This is a genomic window from Clostridium sp. MT-14 (assembly GCF_042436595.1).
GTDB lineage: Bacteria > Bacillota > Clostridia > Clostridiales > Clostridiaceae > Clostridium_B > Clostridium_B aromativorans.
Genome location: NZ_JBHMIY010000002.1, coordinates 111,713 through 136,961, shown reverse-complemented (window position 1 = coordinate 136,961; position 25,249 = coordinate 111,713). Strand labels below are relative to the sequence as shown.

The 25,249-nt window shown below is 32.5% G+C and carries 22 protein-coding genes, 3 tRNA genes, 1 riboswitch and 1 other annotated feature; of the genes, 24 read left to right on the top strand and 1 reads right to left on the bottom strand.

Annotation, left to right across the window (positions count from 1 at the left end; genetic code table 11):
* The first annotated feature begins 6 nt into the window (after positions 1 to 6).
* From ACFHWD_RS02530 to ACFHWD_RS02425, 22 genes are all read left to right on the top strand, one after another.
* On the top strand, positions 7 to 234 hold the full coding sequence (locus tag ACFHWD_RS02530) for a heavy-metal-associated domain-containing protein (RefSeq protein ID WP_150356974.1): 228 nt from the start codon (positions 7 to 9) through the stop codon (positions 232 to 234).
* Positions 235 to 472: 238 nt separating this feature from the next.
* Positions 473 to 2,644 (top strand): heavy metal translocating P-type ATPase, encoded by a 2,172-nt coding sequence (locus ACFHWD_RS02525; protein WP_150358978.1) that lies wholly within the window; start codon positions 473 to 475, stop codon positions 2,642 to 2,644.
* Positions 2,645 to 2,708: 64 nt separating this feature from the next.
* Complete coding sequence (locus ACFHWD_RS02520) at positions 2,709 to 4,223, top strand: phosphomannomutase/phosphoglucomutase (protein ID WP_179977820.1); 1,515 nt, start codon at positions 2,709 to 2,711, stop codon at positions 4,221 to 4,223.
* A gap of 139 nt (positions 4,224 to 4,362) precedes the next feature.
* A complete protein-coding gene (locus ACFHWD_RS02515; RefSeq protein ID WP_150356915.1) occupies positions 4,363 to 6,363 on the top strand; it encodes a fructose-1,6-bisphosphatase in 2,001 nt (666 codons plus the stop codon).
* Between the two features lie 363 nt (positions 6,364 to 6,726).
* Positions 6,727 to 7,122, top strand: coding sequence for an HNH endonuclease (locus tag ACFHWD_RS02510; RefSeq protein ID WP_150356914.1), 396 nt, complete (start codon positions 6,727 to 6,729; stop codon positions 7,120 to 7,122).
* A gap of 234 nt (positions 7,123 to 7,356) precedes the next feature.
* Positions 7,357 to 7,536, top strand: coding sequence for a hypothetical protein (locus tag ACFHWD_RS02505; RefSeq protein ID WP_150356913.1), 180 nt, complete (start codon positions 7,357 to 7,359; stop codon positions 7,534 to 7,536).
* Between the two features lie 192 nt (positions 7,537 to 7,728).
* Complete coding sequence (locus ACFHWD_RS02500) at positions 7,729 to 8,175, top strand: CBS domain-containing protein (RefSeq protein WP_150356912.1); 447 nt, start codon at positions 7,729 to 7,731, stop codon at positions 8,173 to 8,175.
* Positions 8,176 to 8,243: 68 nt separating this feature from the next.
* Positions 8,244 to 8,488 (top strand) — a binding site (T-box leader).
* Positions 8,489 to 8,635: 147 nt separating this feature from the next.
* Entirely contained in the window at positions 8,636 to 9,151 is a 516-nt protein-coding gene (locus ACFHWD_RS02495; RefSeq protein WP_150356911.1) for a tryptophan transporter, read from the top strand.
* Positions 9,152 to 9,317: 166 nt separating this feature from the next.
* A complete protein-coding gene (locus tag ACFHWD_RS02490) occupies positions 9,318 to 9,515 on the top strand; it encodes an alpha/beta-type small acid-soluble spore protein (RefSeq protein WP_150356910.1) in 198 nt (65 codons plus the stop codon).
* A gap of 84 nt (positions 9,516 to 9,599) precedes the next feature.
* A riboswitch (cobalamin riboswitch) is annotated at positions 9,600 to 9,774 on the top strand.
* A 271-nt stretch (positions 9,775 to 10,045) separates the two neighbouring features.
* Positions 10,046 to 11,563, top strand: a complete 1,518-nt coding sequence (locus ACFHWD_RS02485) for a hypothetical protein (protein ID WP_150356909.1) — start codon at positions 10,046 to 10,048, stop codon at positions 11,561 to 11,563.
* 146 nt (positions 11,564 to 11,709) lie between these two features.
* Positions 11,710 to 12,300, top strand: a complete 591-nt coding sequence (locus ACFHWD_RS02480) for an ECF transporter S component (RefSeq protein ID WP_150356908.1) — start codon at positions 11,710 to 11,712, stop codon at positions 12,298 to 12,300.
* A 79-nt stretch (positions 12,301 to 12,379) separates the two neighbouring features.
* The gene (locus ACFHWD_RS02475) at positions 12,380 to 13,339 is read left to right on the top strand and encodes a P1 family peptidase (protein WP_150356907.1); all 960 of its coding nucleotides are present in this window, start codon (positions 12,380 to 12,382) and stop codon (positions 13,337 to 13,339) included.
* A 78-nt stretch (positions 13,340 to 13,417) separates the two neighbouring features.
* Positions 13,418 to 14,596: a 30S ribosomal protein S1 gene (rpsA, locus tag ACFHWD_RS02470; protein ID WP_179977819.1), complete on the top strand. Its 1,179-nt coding sequence runs from the start codon at positions 13,418 to 13,420 to the stop codon at positions 14,594 to 14,596.
* A 189-nt stretch (positions 14,597 to 14,785) separates the two neighbouring features.
* Positions 14,786 to 16,561 (top strand): EAL domain-containing protein, encoded by a 1,776-nt coding sequence (locus ACFHWD_RS02465; protein WP_378060098.1) that lies wholly within the window; start codon positions 14,786 to 14,788, stop codon positions 16,559 to 16,561.
* Positions 16,562 to 16,897: 336 nt separating this feature from the next.
* Positions 16,898 to 16,972, top strand: a tRNA-Gln gene (locus tag ACFHWD_RS02460).
* Positions 16,973 to 16,974: 2 nt separating this feature from the next.
* A tRNA-Lys gene (locus ACFHWD_RS02455) sits at positions 16,975 to 17,050 on the top strand.
* Between the two features lie 67 nt (positions 17,051 to 17,117).
* Positions 17,118 to 17,201 (top strand) — tRNA-Leu (locus ACFHWD_RS02450).
* Between the two features lie 152 nt (positions 17,202 to 17,353).
* Positions 17,354 to 18,691 carry a hemolysin family protein gene (locus ACFHWD_RS02445; protein WP_150356904.1) on the top strand — a complete coding sequence of 446 codons (1,338 nt, stop codon included), beginning with the start codon at positions 17,354 to 17,356 and terminating at the stop codon, positions 18,689 to 18,691.
* Positions 18,692 to 18,813: 122 nt separating this feature from the next.
* Positions 18,814 to 19,998, top strand: coding sequence for a cyclopropane-fatty-acyl-phospholipid synthase family protein (locus ACFHWD_RS02440; protein WP_150356903.1), 1,185 nt, complete (start codon positions 18,814 to 18,816; stop codon positions 19,996 to 19,998).
* Between the two features lie 81 nt (positions 19,999 to 20,079).
* On the top strand, positions 20,080 to 20,739 hold the full coding sequence (locus tag ACFHWD_RS02435) for an HAD family hydrolase (protein ID WP_378060095.1): 660 nt from the start codon (positions 20,080 to 20,082) through the stop codon (positions 20,737 to 20,739).
* A gap of 96 nt (positions 20,740 to 20,835) precedes the next feature.
* Positions 20,836 to 21,441: an IDEAL domain-containing protein gene (locus ACFHWD_RS02430; RefSeq protein ID WP_378060093.1), complete on the top strand. Its 606-nt coding sequence runs from the start codon at positions 20,836 to 20,838 to the stop codon at positions 21,439 to 21,441.
* A gap of 110 nt (positions 21,442 to 21,551) precedes the next feature.
* Positions 21,552 to 22,049, top strand: a complete 498-nt coding sequence (locus ACFHWD_RS02425) for a hypothetical protein (RefSeq protein ID WP_378060091.1) — start codon at positions 21,552 to 21,554, stop codon at positions 22,047 to 22,049.
* Here ACFHWD_RS02425 and ACFHWD_RS02420 read toward each other — a convergent pair.
* Complete coding sequence (locus ACFHWD_RS02420) at positions 22,046 to 22,795, bottom strand: polysaccharide deacetylase family protein (protein ID WP_150356900.1); 750 nt, start codon at positions 22,793 to 22,795, stop codon at positions 22,046 to 22,048. The genes ACFHWD_RS02425 and ACFHWD_RS02420 overlap by 4 nt on opposite strands.
* 128 nt (positions 22,796 to 22,923) lie before the next feature.
* On the opposite strand from ACFHWD_RS02420, the gene ACFHWD_RS02415 reads away from it, so the two are divergent.
* Entirely contained in the window at positions 22,924 to 24,060 is a 1,137-nt protein-coding gene (locus ACFHWD_RS02415) for a cysteine desulfurase family protein (RefSeq protein ID WP_229981326.1), read from the top strand.
* Complete coding sequence (gene thiI / locus ACFHWD_RS02410) at positions 24,057 to 25,199, top strand: tRNA uracil 4-sulfurtransferase ThiI (protein ID WP_378060088.1); 1,143 nt, start codon at positions 24,057 to 24,059, stop codon at positions 25,197 to 25,199. Before ACFHWD_RS02415 ends, thiI begins: the two co-directional genes overlap by 4 nt.
* Positions 25,200 to 25,249: the final 50 nt, after the last annotated feature.

The following is a 25,249-nucleotide window of genomic DNA, read 5'->3' as shown; positions in this document are numbered from 1 at the left end:
GTAGATATGTTTTTTAAAGGAAAAATAAAAAAAATAGCACATGTAGAGGGAATGAGCTGCCAGCATTGTGTTGAACATGTTAAATCAGCTTTAGAGTCAATAGAAGGAGTTTCAAGTGTGAAAGTGGATTTGGGAAGTAAAACTGCAGTTATAAAATCTTCTTCTGAAATCAACAATTCGGATATAGAAAAGGCTGTTAAGGATGCAGGCTATGAAGTAAAAGATATAGAGTAAAAAGTACAATATATTTTGATAATGCTGATGTAAAAATAGCTAATGAAGGTTTCTTCATTAGCTATTTTTAATTTAGTCATATTTATTTAGACAAATTATTGACATTTATAGATTATTAAAATATACTAATAGTATAAACATATGAATAATTACTCATATATTCATATGTAAATTTTAATACATATAGAAGGAAATATTATAAGCAGCTGTATAAAAGAAAGAGATGGAGGGAATTTGAATGAATGTGACTGTGGACGGCAAATTAAGTGACAGTAGGATTATAGATGTTAAAGGTAATGATAAAAAAAGAGAGTTTATACTGGAGAACTTATGCTGTGCTAATTGTGCCAGTAAAATTGAAAGTCGGGTAAAGAATATTCCTGAAATAAAGACTGCATATTTAGATTTTCTGTCTAAGAAACTTATTGTACAATTGGAAGACGAACAAAAGCTGGATTATGTTGTAAAAAAAATAGAAAATATAATAAATACGATAGAACCGGAAGTAAAGGTACTATATGGCACGAAAAATCTTAAATCGGAGGAAAAAGGAAATTGTGATGAAACAAAAAATAACAGAATGGAAAATATAATTCAGGGAATAGGTGTTGTGCTCTATATAAGTGCTATAATTTTTAACTTTCAGTTCAAAATAGAAATGACATTGTATTTGATAAGCTATATTATAATTGGAAGAGAAATATTATTAAAAGCTTTTAGAAATATAATTAGAGGACAGGTATTTGATGAGAATTTCTTAATGTGCATTGCAAGTATAGGTGCTCTTTCCATTAAGCAGTTTCCAGAGGCTGTGGCAGTAATGCTGTTTTATAGAATTGGTGAGTATTTTCAGGATAGAGCTGTAGATAATTCCAGAAAATCCATATCAAATTTAATGAATATAAAACCGGATTTTGCCAGTGTAAAAGTGGAGGATGGAGTAAAAAAGATGGCTCCGGAGGAAGTAAATATTGGAGATATAATATTGATCAAGCCGGGAGAAAAAATACCTCTTGATGGAAAAGTAATAAACGGAGATTCCATGATTGATACTTCAGCTCTTACTGGAGAATCACTTCCAAAGAAGGTTTCTATAGGCGATGAGGTATTGGGTGGATTTATAAATAAAAATGGAGTGCTGTCTGTAAAAGTAACCAAGGAATTTGGACAATCTACTGTGGCCAGAATATTGGATTTAGTTCAAAATGCCAGCAGTAAAAAAGCTCCTACTGAAAATTTTATAACCAAATTTGCCAGATATTATACTCCTGCAGTAGTTATATTGTCCTTTATGCTAGCTGTCCTTCCACCTGTTCTCATGAGTGGAGAAACTTTTTCCGACTGGTTTTATAGAGCATTGATATTTTTGGTAGTTTCTTGTCCCTGCGCACTTGTTATATCCATACCGCTGGGATTCTTCGGGGGAATAGGAAGTGCTTCTAAAAATGGAATCCTTGTAAAAGGAGGAAACTACTTAGAAGCTCTAAATGATGTAAATACGGTGGTATTTGACAAAACGGGTACTCTGACTAAAGGGGTATTTGAGGTTGCGAAAGTGAAAAACTGCGGCGATTTTAAAGAAGAAGACATTTTAAAATATGCATCCTATGCCGAGTCTTATTCGAATCATCCTATTTCAACTTCAATATTAAGAGCTTATAATAAAGGAATAGAGAGGAATTTGATAAAAGACTATAATGAAATTCCGGGAAAAGGTATACAGGCTAATGTAAATGGTGTTCAAGTGCTGGTTGGAAACGGAAATTTGATGCTGGATAATAAAATTGCGGGAGAAAAAGTTCAGGAAATAGGAACTGTAGTACATGTGGCAGTTGACCGCAATTATGCAGGATATATAGTTATATCTGATGAAATAAAGGAAGATTCCAGAGAAGCAGTGGAAAGTTTAAAAAAAGTGGGCATAGGAAAGGTGATAATGTTAACTGGAGATAGCTATTCAGCAGGGAAAAAAGTAGCGGAAAATATCGGATTGGATGAGGTGTATACAGAACTTCTCCCAGATGGAAAAGTGAAAAAATTAGAAGAAATATACGGCAGAAATAATGGAAGACATAAATTGGCATTTGTAGGGGATGGAATTAATGATGCTCCGGTGCTTGCAAGAGCAGATGTAGGAGTGGCCATGGGAGGAATTGGTTCAGATGCTGCCATAGAAGCTGCGGACGTGGTTATAATGACGGATGAACCTTCAAAAATACCAGTAGCCATTAAAATAGCGAGAAAAACCAAAAAAATAGTTGTACAAAATATAGTGATTGCCCTGGGAGTAAAATTTGTAATTTTGGTTTTGGGAGCTCTGGGAATAGCCAATATATGGGAAGCAGTATTTGGAGATGTGGGAGTTGCCCTTATAGCGGTGTTTAATTCTATGAGGACCATGAGATTTTAATCTATATAAACTTCAAATTGTTGTATAATATTACACGTAAGAATTAAAGATTGGGAGGATATATATGCTGGAAGAATTGTATAAATTGCAAAATGGAACAGATATAAGGGGAATTGCCATTGAGAACAGGGAAAAGGATATAAATTTAACTGCTGAAAGAGTGAAAATGATAACCAGAGGATTTGTGATATGGCTTAAAGGTAAAAAAAGCATAGGAAATGAAAAACTTAAAGTTGCAGTTGGTATGGATTCAAGACTGTCAGGTCCGGAAATCAAGGATGCTGTATCCGGAGAACTTTTAAATCTTGGATGTACTGTATGTGACTGTGGATTGTGTACTACGCCGGCTATGTTTATGACTACCGTACATCCAGACTATAAATGTAATGGTTCTATTATGATAACGGCGAGCCACCTGCCCTATTATTATAATGGATTGAAATTTTTTACTGAAAAGGGCGGCTGCGAGAGTGATGATATAAAATATATATTGACAAAAGCTCTGGAGGGTAATTATGAAGATGCCTGTAGGAGGGGAAAAATTTTAAAAATAGATTTTATAAGTGAATATTCTAAGCTGCTGATTGAAAAGATCAGGGAGAGTATAAATTCAGAAACAAATTATGAGATACCGTTAGCAGGTCTTAAAATCATAGTGGACGCTGGTAATGGAGCAGGAGGATTTTTTACAAGCAAAGTCTTGGAGCCATTAGGTGCTGATACCGATGGGAGCCAGTTTATCAATCCAGATGGAAGATTTTCCAACCATATTCCCAATCCAGAGGCTAAAGAGGCCATGGATTCCATAAGAAACGCCGTAATTGAAAATGAGGCTGATTTGGGAGTAGTATTTGATGCAGATGTAGACAGGGCAGCTATTGTAGATGACAGCGGCAGAAAAATAAACAGAAACGCTCTCATAGCTTTAGCCTCTTCTATAGTTTTAGAAGAACATCCGGGTACTGCTGTAGTTACTGATTCTGTAACTTCGAGAGGATTAAGTGAATTTATTGAAAATTTAGGGGGAATACATCACAGGTTTAAGAGAGGTTATAGAAATGTTATAAATGAAGGTATAAGATTAAATAATGAAGGAAAAGATTGTTTTTTAGCCATTGAAACATCAGGCCATGCAGCTTTAAAGGAAAATTATTTTTTAGATGATGGTGCTTATTTAATAGCAAAAATACTGATAAAAATGGCTAAACTTAAAAAACAGAGAAAAAATATAGAAAGTTTGATAGACAGTTTAAAAACTCCACTGCAGAGTTTAGAATTTAGGTTTCCTGTTTTAAAGGACAATTTTATAGAATATGGTTCTACAATAATAGAGAATCTAAAAGAATATATAAAAGGAATTAAAGGATGGAAAGAGGCAGCCAATAATTATGAGGGAATAAGAGTGGAGTGTGACAATAAAAATGGGGATGGATGGTTTTTATTAAGACTTTCTCTTCATGAACCGGTGTTGTGCTTGAATATTGAGTCAGATGCTGAAACGGGATCAGGGGTAATTGTGGATAGGCTAAAGCCATTTTTTACAAAATATGAGGATTTAAACAGCAGTAGTTTCAAATGAGCACATAATTTTTACTATATACGGTATGTGCTATACTAGATATCTTAATTTATACTATACATGATAAAAATGATATACTATAATATATTATAGTATATCATTTTTATATCTATAATATTTTAAGAAGGAGAAAGTAAATATGATTTTCTATGATGAAAACAATTTAGATATAATAGAAAAAGATTTAAGATATCTTCAATTATTATCCAAAGAATATCCTACAATTTCCAGCGCAAGTACGGAAATTATAAACCTTGAAGCTATATTGAATTTGCCTAAAGCTACGGAACACTTTATAAGTGATATTCATGGAGAATATGAATCCTTTACCCACATGCTTAGAAATGCCTCTGGAGTAATAAAGAGAAAAATAGATGATGTATTCGGAAATTCGCTTAGTGAAAAACAAAAAGCGGCATTGGCTGCAGTAGTGTATTATCCGGAAAGGAAGTTAGAGCTCATCAAAGAAAAAGAGGTAAATCTTCAGGATTGGTATAGAGTGACCTTATACCAGCTCATTGAATTGTGCAAAAATGTATCTTCAAAATATACCCGCTCCAAAGTTAGGAAGGCTTTACCAGAGGATTTTTCATATATAATAGAGGAACTTCTTCATGAGCAGGAAGATAGAGTGGACAAACAAGCTTATTATAATGGTATAATAAAAACTATTATAGACATAGATCGCGCTCCTGAATTTATCATAGCAATATCCAATGTAATACAGAGGCTGGTAGTGGATAGACTTCATATTATAGGAGACATATATGACAGAGGACCTGGAGCTGAAATAATAATGGATGCCCTTATGGATAATCATTCCGTAGATATTCAATGGGGAAATCACGACATGCTCTGGATGGGAGCGGCTTCCGGCTGCAGATCCTGCGTGGCAAATGTACTCAGGATATCTCTTAGATATGCTAATCTAAAAACTGTAGAGGATGGTTATGGAATAAATTTGCTTCCACTTGCGACTTTTGCCCTGGAGTTTTATAATGATGATCCTTGTAAAAGTTTTATACCGAAAATATTGGACAAGAAGATAAATGAAAATGAATTACAGCTTTTGGCAAAGATGCACAAGGCTATTGCCATAATGCAGTTTAAGATAGAAGGTCAGATAATAAAGAGGCATCCTGAATTTAAGATGGAAGATAGATTGTTATTAGATAAGATAGACAGAAAAAAATGGGAAATAACTTTATATGGTCATACTTATAAATTAAATGACACTAGTTTTCCAACTGTTGATTGGAGTGATCCCTATAAGTTGACGGACAGGGAACAGGAAATCATTCAAAAATTGACAGATTCTTTTGTAAACAGTGATAAGCTCCAGAGACATATTAAATTTTTATATGGAAAAGGCAGTATGTATCTGGTTTATAATTCCAATCTTCTCTATCATGGATGCGTTCCCCTCAATAAGGATGGAAGTCTTAGAGAAGTTAAAATAGGAAAAATAAGCTACAGGGGGAAAGAACTTCTGGACAGATATGATCGTATAGCCAGAGATGCCTATTTTTTCAAGCCCAACAGTCCTGCAAAAAGATATGCAATGGACATGATGTGGTACATGTGGTGTGGGGAGGATTCACCTATGTTTGGGAAAACCAGAATGACCACTTTTGAAAGATATTTTATTGATGATAAGGAGGCGCATTATGAGCCTAAAAATTATTACTACCAATACAGGGATAACGAACAGGTATGTAAGAATATACTGTCAGAATTCAATTTAGACCCGGATACTTCCCATATTATAAATGGTCATATTCCCGTAAAGACTAAGGAAGGAGAAAGCCCTATAAAGGCAAATGGACGGCTGCTTGTAATAGATGGCGGCTTCTGCAAAGCATATCAGCCTGAAACTGGAATTGCAGGATATACACTTATATATAATTCTTATGGATTACTGCTTACTTCTCATGAACCTTTTTCAGCTATAAAAAATGCCATAGAAGAAGACAAAGATATTATATCTTCTACTGTAATTTTGGAACATGTAGCTAAGAGAAAAAGGGTGGCAGATACGGATATAGGGAAAGAGCTGAAAAAGCAGATAGCTGATTTGGAAAAGCTTTTGATAGCCTATAGAAAGGGGCTTATTAAAGAATATAATAATCATATAGAGTAAATTATAGTAATTAATAGCTGCTTCATCAAAATTTGAATATTTTTGTGAAGCAGCTAAATTTAATTTATAATTTTTAAAGGAATTTCATTTTTAATGTAGAAACTCTATAAGTATTAGAGTATATGAAGAGGGGACTGAGTTAATGAATATTGATTTCGATAAGATAATATACTATTCTGCAGTGCCTATTTTTGTAGCATTATTTATTTTCCTTTTGGTGGTTTTTATTAAAAATTTAAAGAATAATAAAAAATAATTTAGTTAATTCACAAATTTTTATAAGTGTAATACAGCATAACCTGTGTTATAATGTTAATAGAAGTTATAATAAAAATCCATTATAAAAAACTGGGAGGGAAGAAATTGTTGAAATGCCAAATATGTGGTAGACCAGCGGATAGGCATCATATAGTTTATAAAAGTCAGGGGGGTGTGGATTTCCCTTTAAACTTTAAGTATTTATGTCCTGAGCATCATAGGGGAGATTATGGACCTCATAAGAATAGAAAATTGGATTTGAAATATAAGCTGGAGATGCAGCAAAAACTTAAAAACTTGCTTTACAAAGAGTTCTATACGTTGGATGAATTAATTGCTCTTCTTCAAATAAACAAGGGTATGTTGAAAAAACTTTTAAAGGATTGTAAATTGCACAAAGAAGGATATAGGAGTTTTGACGTAATATACAGGCTTATGGGAAGAAAGATATACACAGAATATATGATGGAAGAATATTATGATTTTATAGCGAATTTCTAATAACAGTTTTAAAATTGTATTTTAAATAATGGTAATATCAGTTATAATTAAAAAATAAACAGCAGGTTAATTTACTTTAATTTGCTGTTTAATATAAAAAATATTTACTGGACACTAATTTATAAATTATCTCTAAATAAGCACTTTATATTAACTTAAGTTTTACAAAATATAAAAGGGATAATAGATATAGTCACTTTCTAAAAAATTAAGTTAGATAAGGGGGTTATTGACATGAAAGAGAATATACTTATGTTGTTAACGCTGGAGGAAATAAGTAATATAACTAAGGGCTTGAAAATTGCAGTTGATGCTGTAAATGAGGACAATATAAAAATTGATGAAAAATTAGTGGATGATATAGAGGACGTACTTAGAAAATTACTTCAAGTAGAAGCTGAATGTTCAAAGTAACATTTTCTAAAATCCAAGGCTGTTAGGCCGATTATCATATAAAATCTATATGTTTTTATTTTAAATATTGACATTGATAATTGGCCTATTAATAGGGCTTGAATTTTTATGAACACTGAAGTTATCTAATTGAGTTACTATATTTAATTTTGAAATTGAGTATTAAATAAAGGCATTGAGGGGTAAAAACGTATGAATATAGCATTTTTTCTCACACCTAAGGCAGAAGTAGTTTATGAAACACCAAATTCGACTATGAGACAAGCGTTGGAGAGAATGGAGCTGTATAGGTATACAGCTATTCCTCTTATTGATGACAAGGGAAAATATGTGGGAACTCTTACAGAGGGTGATTTACTTTGGAAGCTTAAGAACACTCCTGATTTGAACTTTAAAAATACAAACAAAGTGCTCCTAAAGGAAATTTCAACCCGTATGAATAATAAATCGGTTAGAATCAATTCTGACATGAAGGATTTAATATCACTTGCTGTAAATCAAAATTTTGTGCCGGTAATAGATGATAAAAATGTATTTATAGGTATAATAAAGAGAAGTGATATAATAAATTACTGTTATAGAGAACTATTTGATAAAAATGACAATTCAATTATCAAAATAAAAAATAATCTGGGTTAAATCTTGGTTTGAAAAAATATGTGTTGACATTATGAAAAACAAGTGATATTATATTTTTAATTTAAATATTAAATCCTTTGACGAGGAAGAGTAACTATGTAGTTAAGTGACAGAGAGTTGGAAAAGGTGGAATCCCAATACTGAGTATGTAGTGAATGGACCTAAGAGGAGTAAATTGAAATCTACTCAAGGTAGAAAGTAGTGGTTAACGTCAGCCGTACGTTATAACGGATAGGATATGTTTGTATCTGAAAGAGAGGTGTTTTTAAATAAACACAATTTAGGTGGTACCGCGGATATCTCCGTCCTAGTTTTCTAGGATGGAGTTTTTTAATGGGAAAAATTTGAAAATTGGTGGTGTTTGTTATGCTTTGAAATGAATATATAAAAAATATATATAGATTACATCACTGTCTTAGAATTTAGTATTTAAAATTATAATTTTAGGAGTGTATCAATTATGAACTTAAAAAAAATGATTATAAATTCCATATTACTTGCAGTTGGTGCAGTACTGCATCAGATAGTGCCTCCAATTTTATTTGGTATGAAACCTGATATATCCCTTGCAATGCTTTTTATAATACTTATATTTAATAAAGATTACAAGACCTGCGTTTGTTCAGGTGTTATAGCGGGAATATTAGCAGCAGCAACTTCAACTTTTCCAGGAGGGCAATTTGCCAATGTAATTGATAAATTCATAACTATAAATGTGATGTTTGTCTTAATAAAGCCTTTTAGAGATAGAATAAGCAATCAGATAAATATAATACTGGCTACAGCAGTTGGAACGATAGTAAGCGGTACTACATTCTTAACGGTAGTTTTGTTTACGGTAGGACTTGGAGCTAGCTTTACAGCATTATTTTTAAGTGTAGTTTTGCCTGCAGCTGTTGTAAATACTGTAGTAGGTGCGGTCTTATTCAATATAATAAATGTGGCAGTGAAAAGGGGAGCAATTAAACAGGTATAATTTAAATAAAACCAAAATCACTGGAATTTTTAACAAGATTTCAGTGATTTTTTCATATTTGCTATTAATTTAATAGTTTATAAAACGTTAAATTACATAAACTCTAAATACACAATCAATAAAATACTTCAATAAAAAATCTATATGAAATAAGGAGGAATTCACTATGGCAAGAAATGGAAATAAATCTTTGATTCCAGAGGCAAAGGAAGGTCTCAATAGATTTAAAATGGAAGCAGCTAGAGAAGTAGGAGTAAGTCTAAAAAATGGATATAATGGAGATATTACATCCAGGGAGGCAGGATCCATCGGAGGACAGATGGTGAAGAAAATGATACAGGCTTATGAAGAAGGATTAAAGTAACTGTCATTTGCTCAATATGATTGGGAAAAGTGTAAAAAAAGTTGCTTGACGTATATAAATGGTAGGTATATAATGAATGCATAACTTAATAATAGGGTATATGGTTTAAATGATAATTAAAAGGGAATATGGTGAAATACCATTACAGCCCCCGCTACTGTATGAGGTGACAATTTTAATTTTTCACTGGATTGTTCCGGGAAGGAAAAAAGAGGATGAGCCGATAGTCAGGAGACCTGCCTGTACCTGTATGCATAAGAATCTTTCGGAGGGAAGGATTTATCAATTGTGATGCTGATGTTATTTTTAATAACAGAGCTTTGTAATATGGTAATTAGGGACTTCTTTCAGAAGTCCCTTTTTATATATGTTGGTGTTAACTTAAACATATCTAATCCCTTTAAAAATGCACTTATTGTGAATGAATAAGTGCATTTTTGTATTTTAAATATTTTAATATTAGGTTATAATATTGTAAAAATGATCATGAGGATCACTTGATTAATTAAAAAAAAGGAAGGATATGAATCATGCCTGAAAAATATTGGCCTGAAACCGTTATACTTTGGGGGGCTGGTGCGACTAAAAGTTTAGGACTTCATGCAACTAACGAGTTGATGAGGCTTGTTTTAAAAATTAGTAAAAAGGATTTTTCTTTCTTAAATGGGAAAGATGAAAAATTATCCAATGCTTTTAAAAAACTAATTGTAGAAGATTTAATTAAAGACACTAAAATATCAAAGATATATGATTTAAAAGCCCTTGAAGCTATAATAAGTACTAATGACAAACTTAATATGCATGAGCTTTTTACCATGCTCGATCAGCTTATTGACAATAATATGGGATTTAATGCTTTTCTTCATGGGAAAACACAATTTTTGAGAGCGGAAAGAGTTCAGGCAGCCAAAAGATGTCTTATTTTGATTATTGAAGAATTGGAGAGATTTAGCATACAAAATACTCCTGGTTATACGGATAGAGAAAAAATGGAACCTTATTATCAATTTGCAAAGATACTTACAGAACTTATGATAGAAGAGGCTCAGGAATTTGAGAACAGAGGCTATAGAAGGGATACCAGACGTTTTTACCTTTATTCCTATGCTATAATATCTTTTAATTGGGATCCTATAATTCTTTGGAATCTGTTTAATGCCCATAAAGAGAAAAATCAAAATCCAGTTAAACTAAAAGATGGTTTAAAATTGCAACTGTATGATGATTTTGGGACTCAAATTTCTTCTGCTCAATTGGATGGCAATGAATCCGGTATATGGTATGTTACAGATGAACCTCAGTGCAAAGGTATAAATGATTATAATTATCCTTCCAGGATAATAAGAATAGGAAAAATATTGTTTCCACATGGTATGTTTGGATCCAGAATTTGCCCTGAATGTGGAAAATCAATAATTAGTTTTGCGAAGAAATGGAATAGATTGTCTACAGAAATTTTTGGCCCATCTATTCTAAAACCATTGCAGAAAAATTGGAGATATACTACGCAAAAAGAGAAAATATATAAGAGAGGAGCCATAGAATGTCCCTATTGTGGGCAGATAACTTACCCCTATGATATGACTCTCATAATACAGAGCCTTTCCAAGAAAAGAAGTGTGCCAACACTAGAAGAGCTTAAAACTGAAATGGGGCTTCTTATGAAAAATGCAAAGCATATAGTTTTTGCAGGTTATAGTCTGCCGTTAGATGATATTATGGTCAAAACTTTTTTTATGTCCTCTATATCTGGAAATGATAAAAATAAATTGAAATGCACTGTAATAAATTACGATGAGGAGTACAGAGAATCAGGTTGGTTAAGTGGAAATAATATATTGGAATATGTAAAAAAATCGAAGAATAATTCTGCAGCTGAATGTATAGAAAATATATGTGATATATTTCCGCTGGAAAACATAAGGGTAAATTTGAGTGGAATACCTGATGTATTTATGGAAGATGGGAAATGCAGTAAAAAAAAGGTAATGGATTTATTGTATCCTGAAGAATATTTTAAAGAAGGATTCCCAATATACAGGGACTAAAAGACATTGTGTTTTTTTTAACTAATTTATTGTATTTTTTGTTAAAAGTGATAAAATAAAGTCGTCAGTATTTATTAAAAAACTGAACTAAATTTTATAAAGGAGGTTCCGTGTTATATCGTAATGAATAACAACGGAGAAGGTTTATGGAAAGACAAGTTAAAGGATGGTCAAAGCTCAGTGTTAGGCAGATTACTGTAATTGGCATGCTGTCTGCAATTTCTATTGTACTTGGTGTAACGGGATTGGGTTTTATACCTATTCCGCCGGTGAAAGCTACTATAATGCATGTTCCTGTTATAATAGGTGCTATTTTGGAAGGACCATTGGTAGGCGCTATGGTGGGGCTTATTTTTGGTATATTCAGTGTAATTCAATCTATAACTACACCTACTCCTGTTTCTTTTGTGTTTATGAATCCATTGGTATCGGTTCTACCAAGAATACTGATAGGATTAGGGAGTTATTATGTGTTTAGGGCTATAAAGATGAAAAACAGGTTTTTGCCTGTGGGAATAGCTGCTGCTGCTGGCTCACTTATAAACACTGCAGGTGTGCTGGGAATGATATATCTTATATACTTAGGGCCCTATTCAAAGGCATTGAATATAAGTTTAAGTGCGGCTAAAAAGGGGATATTGGCGGTAGCTTTTACAAACGGAATACCTGAAATGATTTTATCTGTACTTATTGCAGTATCCGTTGTTACTGCTGTTACTAAAATAAGACATAAATAAGTTTATTTTTTAATCAAATGAGATATGAAATTAACCCTGAGCTTTTGCTGGCTTGGGGTTTTATAGTGTGGAGGTAGATATGAAAAAAATTTTATTCAATAGTATAGATGAAATAAGAATAGGAAATGCTGAAAATTTAGAGGGACCTACAGGATGTACTGTAGTTATATGTGAAAAGGGTGCATCTGCTGGAGTGGACGTAAGAGGAGGATCTCCAGGTACACGTGAGACGGATCTTTTAAATCCTGTTAACTTAGTAGATAGAATACATGCAGTGGTTCTCGCAGGAGGAAGTGCTTTTGGATTGGATGCAGCAGGTGGTGTAATGCAGTATTTGGAGGAGAGAGATATTGGATTTGACGTAAATGTTACAAAAGTACCTATAGTATGTGAGGCTGTACTATTTGATCTCGATATAGGTGATTGCAAAATAAGACCTGATAAATCCATGGGATATAAGGCCTGTATAAATTCTGAATTTAATTTATGTAAAAATGGAAATATAGGTGCAGGAGCTGGAGCAACTGTAGGTAAAATACTGGGAGATGAATATGCAATGAAAGGGGGACTTGGGTCTTATGCTCTTCAAGTGGGAGAGCTTAAAGTTGGCGCGATAGTTGCAGTGAATTGTCTTGGAGATGTGATAGATAGTAAAAGTGGGAATATAATAGCAGGCGCATTGAGAAAGGACGGAAAATCTTTCGCAGGTACCGAAAATATAATGATGAAAATGTATTCCCAGAAAAAAAATCTGTTTAGTGGGAATACCACTATTGGTGTGGTAGTAACCAATGGAAGCTTTACAAAATCTGAAATGAACAAGATGGCATCCATGGCCCAGGATGGATATGGAAGAGCAATAAGACCTGCCCATTCCATGTTTGATGGAGATACTATATTTACCATGGCTACTGGAAAGGTAAAGTCGGATTTGAGTGTGGCTGGATTCTTAGCTGCTGAGGTGGTAGAAAAGGCCATTGTAAAAGCAGTGGAGAGTGCAGATCCAATTTTGGGATATAGAAGTTATAAGGATATTTAAATTATTACCTTAGGGCCATTATTTGTGATAAAATATAACTGTTGGCTGTAAGTATAAATGAAAAGGAGAGATATTTTAATGGCGTGTGACAAGGAAGTAAATTCAATGGATGAAGTTATCGATCAAATTGATTCAACTATGGGAAATGTAAAAAACGGAGAGATAGTAAAGGGAAAAGTGATTTCCGTAAATGATAAAGAGGCTGTAATAAGTATTGGATATATGGTGGATGGAATACTGCCTAAAAATGAAATATGCAGTGAAGAAAATATAAATATGGAAGAACTTTTAAAAGTTGGAGATGAAATATACGTATATATAATGAGTTTAAATAATGGAGAAGATGGATTGCTGCTTTCGAAGATAAAGGCTGATGAAATAAGAAATTGGAATAAGGTTGAAGATTCGTTTAAAAAGGGAGAAGCCTTTGATGTAATTGTAAAGAAAGTGGTAAAAGGGGGAGTATTGGCAGAATTATATGGCTTTAGAGCTTTTATACCGGCATCTCAGCTGTCAGTAAAGTATGTAGACAATCTGAACGATTTTCTAAATAGGACATTAGCCGTAAAGGTGATTGAACTGGATAAAAACAAGCATAAGATAGTGCTGTCAAGGAAGGAAGTTGAGCAGTTAGAACTTGAAAAAAAAGCGGATCAGTTATGGAACAATATACATAAAGGTGATAAAATAGAGGGAATCGTAAGCAGGATTACGGGGTTTGGAGCATTTGTTGATTTAGGCGGTGTAGAGGGATTAGTTCATATATCACAACTTTCCTGGAAGAGGATAAAAAACCCTGCGGAAGTAGTATCAGTGGGGGAACGTGTTAAAGTCTGTGTAATGGATACTGACAGAGAAAGAAATAGAATTTCACTTTCTATGAAGGCCATGGGAAATAGTCCCTGGGATAAAGTAAATGAAAGATATAAAATAGATGACATAGTTAAGGGAACTATAACTAAAATTATAAATATAGGTGTTTTTGTGGAAATTGAAGATGGATTGGAAGGGTTTGTACATATATCTGAGATATCTCAGGATCATATTGTAAAACCTTCGGATGTTTTAAATATAGGAGATGAAGTACAGGTTAAAATACTCAACATAGATGCAGATGCCAATAGAATGTCACTTAGTATAAAAGAAGCTGTAGATAGTCCTAAGGAGAATTTTAAAAAGTATTTAAATGATTCCGGTGATAAAATTACATTGGGAGATCTGTTTAAGGATAAATTGAAAAATATGAAATTTGATTAAAAGATAATCCATAATTTGCAAAATAATCATATGCACTTTTTGTAAAACATATAATAGATATGGGGTATTTAAAATAAAATAAGCTTTCTACAGGATAAATTAGTTAAATTGTTGCATATAGCATATATGATAACACAGTTGCAGTATTTATTGAAATAGGATTTACAGGTAAGAAAAGATGTAGTATAGATGAAAGTTGGTGTTAATATGGGAGATGGATTACCGAATATAATAAACATGAATGAACTTGAAAATTTAATGGAAAGTTTTTTTTCTATAACAGGAATATCATGTTTAGTAAAATATACTAATGGAGACATGTTTAATGTCCCCTTTAAGTCTCATTTATATCCTAACCCAGAATTTGTGACATATGAGGAGCGTATACTTTCTCGGATTAATGGGCGAAATAAGATAGGTGTTTATAAACATAAAAATGGCTTGATTTATATAGGTATACCTATAATTGTAAATAAAAAACATATTGCAACAATTTTTTTGAATCCAATATTTTTTAAAGAAGATTGCAACAAAAGTGATTATGTAGGAAAGTTAAGTAAATTTGAATTAATAAATAATAAGTATTCTATTGTCTCAAAGAAAAATATAAAAAAAATTATCAATTTTTTTTACAATGAATTTATGGTATTAACTAAACTGGAGTTTAAATATAAAAAGGTAGAGAAAATAGCTTATTATGATAGGCTAACTGAACTATATAATTTCAATTATTTTATGAAAAAAATTGAAAAGCAAATTAAAATGTATTCACAAAGTAGTTTTTCAATATTTCAAATTGAATTAAATAATTTTAAAAGTATAAATGATATTTTTGGATACGAATACGGCGATAAATTGTTAAAAAGAATAGGAAACACCTTAAAAAAATTGGACATTGGAATAGTTTCAAGAATGGGTGGAGATGGATTTTTACTCTTAAAGCAAAAAATAGATGGTGGAATAGAATTAAAAGATTTGGCTCAACATATAGTTGATACTATTAGTGGACTGTGGAGTTTTGATGGAAATGAAGTCCTGGTATCAGTTAATATAGGCATAACGATTTTCCCCAGAGATGGAGGAGAAGCTGCGAAGTTGATTAGAAATGTTGATATAGCATTAAATAGAGCTAAATTAATAGGTAAAAATACATATATATTATTTGAAAAATATATGTATGATGAGATCTTAAGGAAAACGGAATTGGAAAGAGGGTTGAGAAAGGCAATAAAAGATAATGAATTTATACTGTATTATCAACCCCAAGTTGATATGAGAACTAGAAGGGTAGTTGGATTTGAGGCCCTAATTAGGTGGAACAGTTCTAAGTTTGGCTGGATAATGCCTATGGAATTTATAAGCCTTGCAGAAGAGACAGGACTTATAGTACCTATAGGCGAGTGGGTCCTTAAAACTGCGTGCAGACAAAATAAGTTGTGGAAAAACAGGGGGTATTCCTATGATTTCATATCCATAAATGTTTCTACAATACAACTTAAAAATGATAATTTTATCAATACAGTTAGAAATGTTTTAGAAGAAACAGGCTTAAAACCTGAATATTTGGAAATAGAAATAACAGAAAGTGTCATGATGGAGTCTTTTGATTGGAGTTTAAGAGTGATAACTGAACTTAAAAATATGGGAGTTAGAGTAGCACTAGATGATTTTGGAAGTGGATATTCTTCTTTAAACTATTTAAAGAGCATTCCCATAAATACTCTTAAAATTGACAAAACTTTTATAGATGGTATATGCAAGGGAGCTTATGAAAACATTATAACTGGAGAGATAATAAAACTTGCCCATAAGATGAAGTTAGAAGTGGTAGCAGAGGGTGTGGAGATGGAACAACAGATTCGATATCTAGAGGAGGAAAATTGTAATAAAATTCAAGGATATTATTTTGGCAAGCCAATGCCGCCGGAATGTATAAATATGTTTTTAGAAAAAAGGGAAAGTTAATATGTAATAAGATAACTTGTTTACATATTCTGATAATAAGCTGGCTTACTTGCCTAAATTGGCACGGTAAAGGCTATTGACATTCCAAAAATTGTGCTTTATAATTTAATTTACAGTTACAAAAAATTCTAATTTAAATACGGAATTATTTTATAGATGTTTTATTTATTTTGTTGTAAATATAAGTTTAATTATTGGGGNGGCACGGTAAAGGCTATTGACATTCCAAAAATTGTGCTTTATAATTTAATTTACAGTTACAAAAAATTCTAATTTAAATACGGAATTATTTTATAGATGTTTTATTTATTTTGTTGTAAATATAAGTTTAATTATTGGGGTGTAGCCAAGTGGTAAGGCAGTGGACTTTGACTCCATCATTCGTAGGTTCAAATCCTGCCATCCCAGCCAGAGGTTTACTAGCTCAGTTGGTAGAGCACATGACTTTTAATCATGGTGTCCGGGGTTCGATTCCCCGGTAAGCCACCATTGAACTGAGATTATAAATTGTGAGGGTAAGATTAATATGATAAAATCCTAGTATTTATTTTTATATGCAGGTGTGGCGGAATTGGCAGACGCACTAGACTTAGGATCTAGCGCCTATGGCGTGGGGGTTCAAATCCCTTCACCTGCACCAACTATTTACAATAAAATTCGTTTTATAATGATAAGAATGGTTACAAGGTTATAATATTTAGCATAGTGAGGAATTTTATTGCAGGAATTAGACTTATCATCTAATTCCTATTTATTATCTTAGGAAATAAATGAAAGGATGTTTGATTTAGCATGGACGTTACCTGGCAGAGTATAGTATTCGAACTTATGTTGATATTAATACTCACGGTGATTAATGCATTTTTTTCAGCCATAGAAATGGCTATAGTTGCTTTAAATAGGAGCAGGATAAACTATTTAGCAGAACAGGGGGACGAAAAGGCAGAAATAATACTGAAATTATTAAAGGAACCTAATAATTTCTTAGCTACTATACAGGTGGGAATAACTCTTGCTGGTTTTTTTGCCAGTGCATTTGCAGCTACCACACTGTCGACAAAATTTGCATTTTTTTTAGATGAAATGGGTGTACCCTACAGTGATAAGGTATCTGTAATTGTGATTACACTACTGCTGTCATATATAACTCTTGTTTTTGGAGAATTACTTCCCAAGAGAATTGCACTTCAAAATTCAGAGGCCATGTCAATGGCTTTCGTAAAGCCTATTTTGTTTATAAGTAAATTGATGCTGCCATTTGTGAAATTGTTATCGGGTTCTACTGCCATTCTTATGAAATTGTTTAATGTAAGTACAGAGGATATTGAGAATAGGGTATCTGAAGAGGAAATCAGATCTATGCTTGAAGAGGGTCAGGAAACAGGTGTATTTAATCAGTCTGAAAAGGAAATGATAGAGGGAGTATTTAAATTTGATGATAAGCTGGCAAAGGAAGTTATGACTCCTAGAACAGAAGTATTCGTCATAGACATGGATGATTTGAATTCATGTACTGTGGAGAGTATAATTGAAGAAAAATATTCCAGAATACCTGTATATAAAGATGATATAGACAATATAGTGGGTATACTTTATATCAAGGATTTATTTGCTCAATTGATGAAAACTCCGGTGAGTAATATAGATATAAAATCGATGCTTAGAGCACCTTATTTCGTACCTGAAAATAAAAATATAGATGTACTTTTTAAAGAACTTCAGGGGACCAAAAACCATATGGCTATTTTGATTGATGAGTATGGAGGGTTTTCAGGAATTGTAACCATAGAGGATTTGATTGAAGAGGTAATGGGAAATATATTTGACGAGTATGACGATAATGAACAGTATATAAATAAAATTGATCAGAACACTTATCTTGTAAGTGGACTATTGTCTATAGATGAAGTTAACGAATTTTTAGATTTGGACTTAAAATCGGAAAATTCGGATACAATAGGAGGATTTGTAATGGATCTTTTGGGAAGTATTCCAAAAGAAGGAGAGGAAAATACTGTGGAGTATGGAGATGTGATTTTTAAAGTGGAAAAAGTAGACGAAAAGAGAATAGAAAATTTAAAAATATATACTCCTAAAAAATTAAACCCTCAACTTGAGGAGTCAAGTTAATATTTAAAGTCTGTATCAGACTAGTAATATATGTTTTCTGGAAAATTTGGCAGAAGCTCTTTTAATAAGAGGATCTGCCTGTTTATATATAGGTTATGTATAAGAAAAGAGGTAGTAGTAATATGAATTTAGACAAAATGTTTTTTGGAGAGTTTTTGAAAAAGATATTTTCAGACACTGTTCAGGTTAAGTACTGGGATGGTACGGAAGAGAAGTATGGAGAGGGAGAAGCCAAATTTAAAATATTCATAAATAAAGATATATCTAAAAAAGATGTTATTAGGGATCCTTTTCTCACTTTAGGGGAAGCCTATATGGACAATGTGTTGGATTTTGAGGGAAATATTAGAGAAATTATAGAATCGGTGTATAAGAACAAGGAAAGTTTTTTAAATAAAGCTGATATGTTTTCAAAATTGTATAAGGTTCTTCCCAATACTTTAAAGAAAAGCAAGACAGATGTACAGTACCATTATGATTTGGGAAATGATTTCTACAGTCTATGGCTGGATAAAACAATGACATATTCCTGTGCCTATTTTAAAAATGAAAATGATTCTATCTATCAAGCTCAGATAAATAAAGTCAATTATATACTAAAAAAACTCAATCTAAAAGAAGGTCAAAGGCTTTTGGACATAGGCTGCGGTTGGGGAGAACTTGTAATTGAAGCTGCAAAAAAATATGGCGTAAACGCAGTTGGAGTAACTTTAAGTCAGGAACAGTTTAAGAAAGCTTCTGAAAGAGTTGTAGATAATAATCTAGAGGGAAAAGTTGAAATAAAATTAATGGATTATAGAGAACTTGTGGGTAAGACAGATAAATTTGACAGAATAGTAAGTGTGGGAATGATAGAACATTCAGGAAGGAAAAATTTACCTGTTTATATGCAAGATATTAGAGACATGTTAAATGAAGGCGGAGTATCTCTCCTTCATTGTATTACTGCACAGACAGAAGGAGAGGCAAATCAGTGGATAAAAAAATACATATTTCCAGGGGGATATATTCCATCCATAAGGGAGCTGGTGAGCTTGATGGCAGACAATGATCTTCATCTTGTAGATGCAGAGAGTTTAAGACTGCACTATTATAAGACGTTAAAGTGTTGGGCCGAAAATTTTGAAAATAACTTGGATGAGATAAGAAAGATTAAAGATGATAGATTTATTAGAATGTGGAGACTTTATTTAAATGCTTGTGCGGCGTCATTTCATTATGGAGTAGTAGATATACATCAATTTTTATTTACCAAGGGCCTTAATAATGAATTGCCTATGACTAGAGATTACCTGTATGAAGATTAAATATAATGTAAAAATCAGAGCTGCGTATGCTCTGATTTTTTAAACATGAATTTGCCATGATATAAGAGGGAGGCTGGTGTATTGCTCATAGATGCAGTTATTTTTGATATGGATGGGGTCATCATAGATAGTGAGCCGCTACATAGAAAACTAGATGATGATCTATTAGCTGAATATGGTATAAAAATAAGCAAAGAAGAACAGCTTGGTTTTATAGGAGTTACAACTGGTTACAAATGGAATATAATTAAAAAGAAGTATAAATTATCTGATTCTCTGGAGGAATTGATAAGAAAGGATAGAGAATTGTATTTAGCTAACTTGAAAGAAAACAAAGACATAAAACCCATAAAAGGTGTAGATGAACTCATAAAATTTCTCTATGAAAAAAACTTGAAGTTGGCAGTGGCATCTTCATCTCCCAAAAATGTTATAGAAATTGTTATTGAAAGGTTTAAGCTGGAAAAATATTTTTCTAAATTTGTGACAGGTGATGATGTTAAAAACAGTAAGCCCTCTCCAGATATATTTTTAAAAGCAGCAGAACTTCTAAAGGTAGAGCCAAAGCGCTGTATGGTTATAGAGGATTCTAAAAATGGAGTGGAAGCTTCGAAAAATGCTGGAATGTATTGTGTGGCCTTTAAAAATTTAAATTCAGGAAATCAAGAATTGACAAGAGCGGATTTTATATCGGATTCCTTTAATTACATACTAAAAGAATTTAGAAGAAATATTTTTTAAACTTTTTTAATATTGTGTATAAACGCAAAAAATTACTTTTTTCGTTTATAATAGTGGAATAATGTAAAAAGGAGATATAATAAGGGAGATATAATCATGAATATAAGCAATTTTACTGTTTCCAGCGATAAAAATAAGCAATTTCTATATGGAGTAAAACTTATCCCTAGTTTGGCAATGGACAGATTTGTAGATGCTATTTTAATTTCTGCTGTGGAAAACGACAGGGGATATAATGAATATGAAATTTCCTTCAAGAGAAGATGCGGGATTAAAACCATTGTAAATAATTTTAAATTTAATAGAAAAAATTTTATGGCATATATAAAATTTTTGACATCTTTTAAAAGTCTAGATATAAAGTATAGAAAATTTGTTGTTGAAGAATTTGGGGAAATAGAGCTGGTCTCTCTCAATAGAAGAATGATAAAAATATCTTCAAAAAATAATTGCAATAAATTGTTTTTTGTAATTTCTAGAAAAGAGCTGGCCTCTTATATAAACATATTGAAAAGTGTGTATTTAACTCAAATAAATAATTCTTTTATATATTATGATAATTATATTGTTGATCCCCTAAGTAAGCGGGAGAGGGATGAGTTCTATAGAGAAATTTTATTGACCTTAATAGACGGAGCATTGGATGCAAGAAACAAAGGGCTTTTTAGCTATCTTTGCAATGAGCTGAAAATATTGAAATAGCCTTGGTAATTTTACACTGGAGATTTATCATCCCCAGTGTAAAGTTGTGATATTATATAATTATGTGTATTAGTAAAATTAAAATATGGAAGTTAGGAGAAGTTGATATTTTGAGTAAGGGGCATAGGAAAGTATATATTATAATTTCAATAATTTTATTTGCTGTGATATGCTTTGGAATTTATAGATATAGAATAGCTAAATATAACAATGGCAAAAAAAATAAAACAGATGTGACAAATGTTGATAAAAAAACAGGACAAAAATCGAAGAGTAAAGAAAATGGGAAAAAGTACGAGAAAAGTACTTCTACTGATACTGAAAACGCCATAAAGAGTGAAGCTGGTGTTTCTGATGGTTCACAGAAAAATATTACAGTAGAACAAGCGGTGAAAACAGCTTCGGAGTGTTATGGAGATAAAAATGAAAATACTAAATTTGTGTTTGATCATGAGACCGTAAGAGATAATATACACTATTATGTCATACAAGTTTTTGACAGCATGGAGGATCATTCTGCCACCAGCGGTTGGTATTATATAAATAAAAAAAATGGCAAGGCATATGAATGGGACCTAAATGAGGATAAACTTATTCCTGTAAATTAGTTATATTCTGACACTCTAAAATGGTATTCGGGGGTGTTTCTTGTGATAGTTTTAAATTCATATCCTAAATTTATGTAATAGTCAATTATTTTTGGCAGTACCTTACAAGTGTTTTTATTCTGGCTGTCACAGTGTGCAAGCAAGAATATTTTATTGGGATTGATACATTTTTCTGTGCCCTCACTATATAGTTTTTGAACGGGTGTCCTGTAATCTATGCCATCTGATAGACATAGGTTCCAATCATATATTTTATATCCACAGGAATGTAATTTCTCTAAAAGATATTCATCCAGATGCCCTTTGCTTCCAGTTGGGAATCTTATTATTTTTGGTGCAAATCCTAAGATGTTTTTTACCTCTTTACCTGTTTTATTCATTTCATTTAAAAAAGAATCAGGGCTCGAATATATTTTACTGTACTTATGTGTATAGGTATGAAGTCCTATGCTGTGCCCTTCATTGTATATTCTTCTCAATATTTTTTCATGACCGTTTATTTTATATCCTATTACAAAAAAAGTTGCTTTTACATTTTTTTCTTGTAAAATATTCAGTATTTTACTGGTAACCTCTGTGCTGGGACCATCGTCGAAAGTGAGGTATATTGTCTTGCCGGCGGGCAATGTGTTCGATTTACCTCTTATGGAAGGTGAATCTTCTGAAAAGGATTTTACAGGAGTTATACAGTTTAATAATACATATAAGGTACATAGTATGACTAACAGAAAGTGCTTGATTTTCATTTTGAATCCTCCTATTTTATTTCTTTGGTTAGTATGTGCTCTTATTATTTTTTTATAAGTGTGATAATATATGTTATATTGGTTTTATTATATTTTAATTATTTTTACATATAGGGGTGACAATGATAATGGAAGCTTATTTTGACAATAGTGCTACAACCAGGCCTTATGATGAAGTGATGGATTCAATGGTGGATACTATGAGAAATTATTACGGAAATCCATCTTCAGCATATTCTCTTGGATTAAAAGCGGAACTTAAAATGAATGAGAGTAGAGATATAGTTGCAGATACACTGAATTGTGACAGAGATGAGATAATATTTACTTCTGGAGGGAGTGAGAGCAATAACTTTTTGATAAGAGGCTTTGTAAAACCTGGAAATGAAATCATAACTACAAAAATAGAACATCCAAGTGTGCTGAATACCTGTAAAGCTTTGGAAAATAATGGGGTTAAGGTTATATACCTTGATGTAAACGGTAGGGGGAAGATTGATTTAGGTGAGCTTGAAAAAAGCATAAATAAGCAGACTCAGCTGGTCAGCATAATGCATACCAACAATGAAGTTGGCACGGTTCAAAATATCAAAGCTATAGGAGAGCTTATAAAGGAAAAGAGCAGCAGAATAAAATTTCATGTTGATGCAGTTCAGGCTTATGGAAAATATGATATAGATGTTAAAAAAATGCATATAGATTTATTATCTGCCAGTGGTCATAAAATACATGGCCCCAGGGGAGTAGGAATTGCCTATGTTAGAAAAGGGCTTATACCAAGACCTCTGATATATGGAGGTGGACAGGAAAGAGGATTTAGATCAGGTACTGAGAATTTAGCTGCTGTTGTAGGACTTGCAAAAGCTGCTGAAAAGATATATAAAAACAGAGAGCAGAATTTTCACCACGTAGATGAAGTGAAAAAATATTTCATGGAGAAACTCAGAGATATGGAGGAAGTTAAAATAAACAGCTGTGGAAAAGAATATTCTCCTTATGTATTAAGTGTTTCTTTTATAGGAGTTAGAGGAGAAGTATTGCTTCATATGTTGGAGGAGAAGGGCATTTATGTTTCTACAGGTTCTGCCTGTTCTGCCAAGAGCAGCAAAGACAGCCACGTGCTGGAGGCAATTGGACTTCCTAAAGATCATATAAGGGGTACTATAAGATTTAGCTTTGGCGAGGATAATTCAAAAGAAGAAGTGGATTATGCTTTAGATGTGATAGATGAATCTTTAAAGTTTTTAAGGAGAGTAGGTAAATGAGAAAATTATTGCTTGTAAAATATGCTCCGGAAATATTCTTAAAGGGATTGAACAAGGGAAAATTTGAGAGAAAATTAAAAGGTAATATAGAGAATACTTTTAAGGACAGCAGGTACTCTTTTGTAGTAGATCAGGGAAGATGGTTTATAGAATGCGATGATTTAAAAGATGGTATAAAAAAGCTTAAAAATATATGCGGCATATCTGAAATATGTGTGGTAGATGAAATAGATTCCGATATAGAAAGTATTAAAAAGCAAGCTCTCAGTAATGCTCTGAAAAATCAGGGAAAGACTTTTAAAGTTGTAACTAAAAGGGCAAACAAAAACTTTCCAGGAACTTCTATGGATGTAAGCAGAGAAGTTGGGGCTTATATACTGCAGAATACTGAAAGATTATCGGTAGATGTGAGAAAGCCTGATTTCTTTGTAAATATTGAGATAAGAGATAAGACCTATGTATATTCAAAAAGAATTAAAGGTATAGGTGGCATGCCTTATGGTACTAACGGCAGTACTATACTTATGCTTTCAGGTGGTATAGATTCTCCAGTAGCCGGTTATATGATGGCAAGAAGGGGAGTTAGATTGAATTGTGTGTATTTCCACAGTCATCCCTATACCAGTGAAAGAGCCAAGGAGAAAGTCAAGGAACTGGCGGGTGTGTTGAAGAAATACACCGGGAGCATAAGCCTTTATGTGGTTCCCTTTACAAAAATACAGATGAGCATAATTGAAAACTGCAGAGAAGACGAATTAACTATAATAATGAGAAGATTCATGATGAGAATAGCCTGTAATTTAGCTGAAAGACATGGTATAAATTCTGTAACTACAGGAGAAAGTATAGGTCAGGTTGCCAGCCAGACTATGGAAGGTCTTGTTGTAAGCAATGATGTAGCAGATAGACCGGTATTTAGACCATTGATAGCCATGGACAAAGTGGATATAATGGACGTGGCAAGACAGATTGGGACTTATGAAATTTCCATATTGCCCTATGAGGACTGCTGTACCATATTTGTACCAAAACATCCTAAAATTAAACCCAGAGTTGAAGAGATAAGGAAAGCAGAAAGTGTTTTGGATATAGATGCTCTGGTAAAAGAGTCCGTGGAAAATACTGAATTTTTTAGCTGAGATCATATGAAAATGCAGTTCACTAAAATATTAAGTGATCTGCATTTTTC

Bases quoted from the DNA above. Each gene is read 5' to 3' on its own strand.
- ACFHWD_RS02420 (WP_150356900.1), bottom strand. From the start codon at position 22,795: ATGAAAATCAAGCACTTTCTGTTAGTCATACTATGTACCTTATATGTA.
- ACFHWD_RS02495 (WP_150356911.1), top strand. From the start codon at position 8,636: ATGAACTTAAAAAAAATGATTATAAATTCCATATTACTTGCAGTTGGT.
- ACFHWD_RS02500 (WP_150356912.1), top strand. From the start codon at position 7,729: ATGAATATAGCATTTTTTCTCACACCTAAGGCAGAAGTAGTTTATGAA.
- ACFHWD_RS02445 (WP_150356904.1), top strand. From the start codon at position 17,354: ATGGACGTTACCTGGCAGAGTATAGTATTCGAACTTATGTTGATATTA.
- ACFHWD_RS02515 (WP_150356915.1), top strand. From the start codon at position 4,363: ATGATTTTCTATGATGAAAACAATTTAGATATAATAGAAAAAGATTTA.
- thiI (WP_378060088.1), top strand. From the start codon at position 24,057: ATGAGAAAATTATTGCTTGTAAAATATGCTCCGGAAATATTCTTAAAG.
- ACFHWD_RS02480 (WP_150356908.1), top strand. From the start codon at position 11,710: ATGGAAAGACAAGTTAAAGGATGGTCAAAGCTCAGTGTTAGGCAGATT.
- ACFHWD_RS02475 (WP_150356907.1), top strand. From the start codon at position 12,380: ATGAAAAAAATTTTATTCAATAGTATAGATGAAATAAGAATAGGAAAT.
- rpsA (WP_179977819.1), top strand. From the start codon at position 13,418: ATGGCGTGTGACAAGGAAGTAAATTCAATGGATGAAGTTATCGATCAA.
- ACFHWD_RS02530 (WP_150356974.1), top strand. From the start codon at position 7: ATGTTTTTTAAAGGAAAAATAAAAAAAATAGCACATGTAGAGGGAATG.
- ACFHWD_RS02465 (WP_378060098.1), top strand. From the start codon at position 14,786: ATGAAAGTTGGTGTTAATATGGGAGATGGATTACCGAATATAATAAAC.
- ACFHWD_RS02490 (WP_150356910.1), top strand. From the start codon at position 9,318: ATGGCAAGAAATGGAAATAAATCTTTGATTCCAGAGGCAAAGGAAGGT.
- ACFHWD_RS02485 (WP_150356909.1), top strand. From the start codon at position 10,046: ATGCCTGAAAAATATTGGCCTGAAACCGTTATACTTTGGGGGGCTGGT.
- ACFHWD_RS02525 (WP_150358978.1), top strand. From the start codon at position 473: ATGAATGTGACTGTGGACGGCAAATTAAGTGACAGTAGGATTATAGAT.
- ACFHWD_RS02520 (WP_179977820.1), top strand. From the start codon at position 2,709: ATGCTGGAAGAATTGTATAAATTGCAAAATGGAACAGATATAAGGGGA.
- ACFHWD_RS02440 (WP_150356903.1), top strand. From the start codon at position 18,814: ATGAATTTAGACAAAATGTTTTTTGGAGAGTTTTTGAAAAAGATATTT.
- ACFHWD_RS02415 (WP_229981326.1), top strand. From the start codon at position 22,924: ATGGAAGCTTATTTTGACAATAGTGCTACAACCAGGCCTTATGATGAA.
- ACFHWD_RS02505 (WP_150356913.1), top strand. From the start codon at position 7,357: ATGAAAGAGAATATACTTATGTTGTTAACGCTGGAGGAAATAAGTAAT.
- ACFHWD_RS02430 (WP_378060093.1), top strand. From the start codon at position 20,836: ATGAATATAAGCAATTTTACTGTTTCCAGCGATAAAAATAAGCAATTT.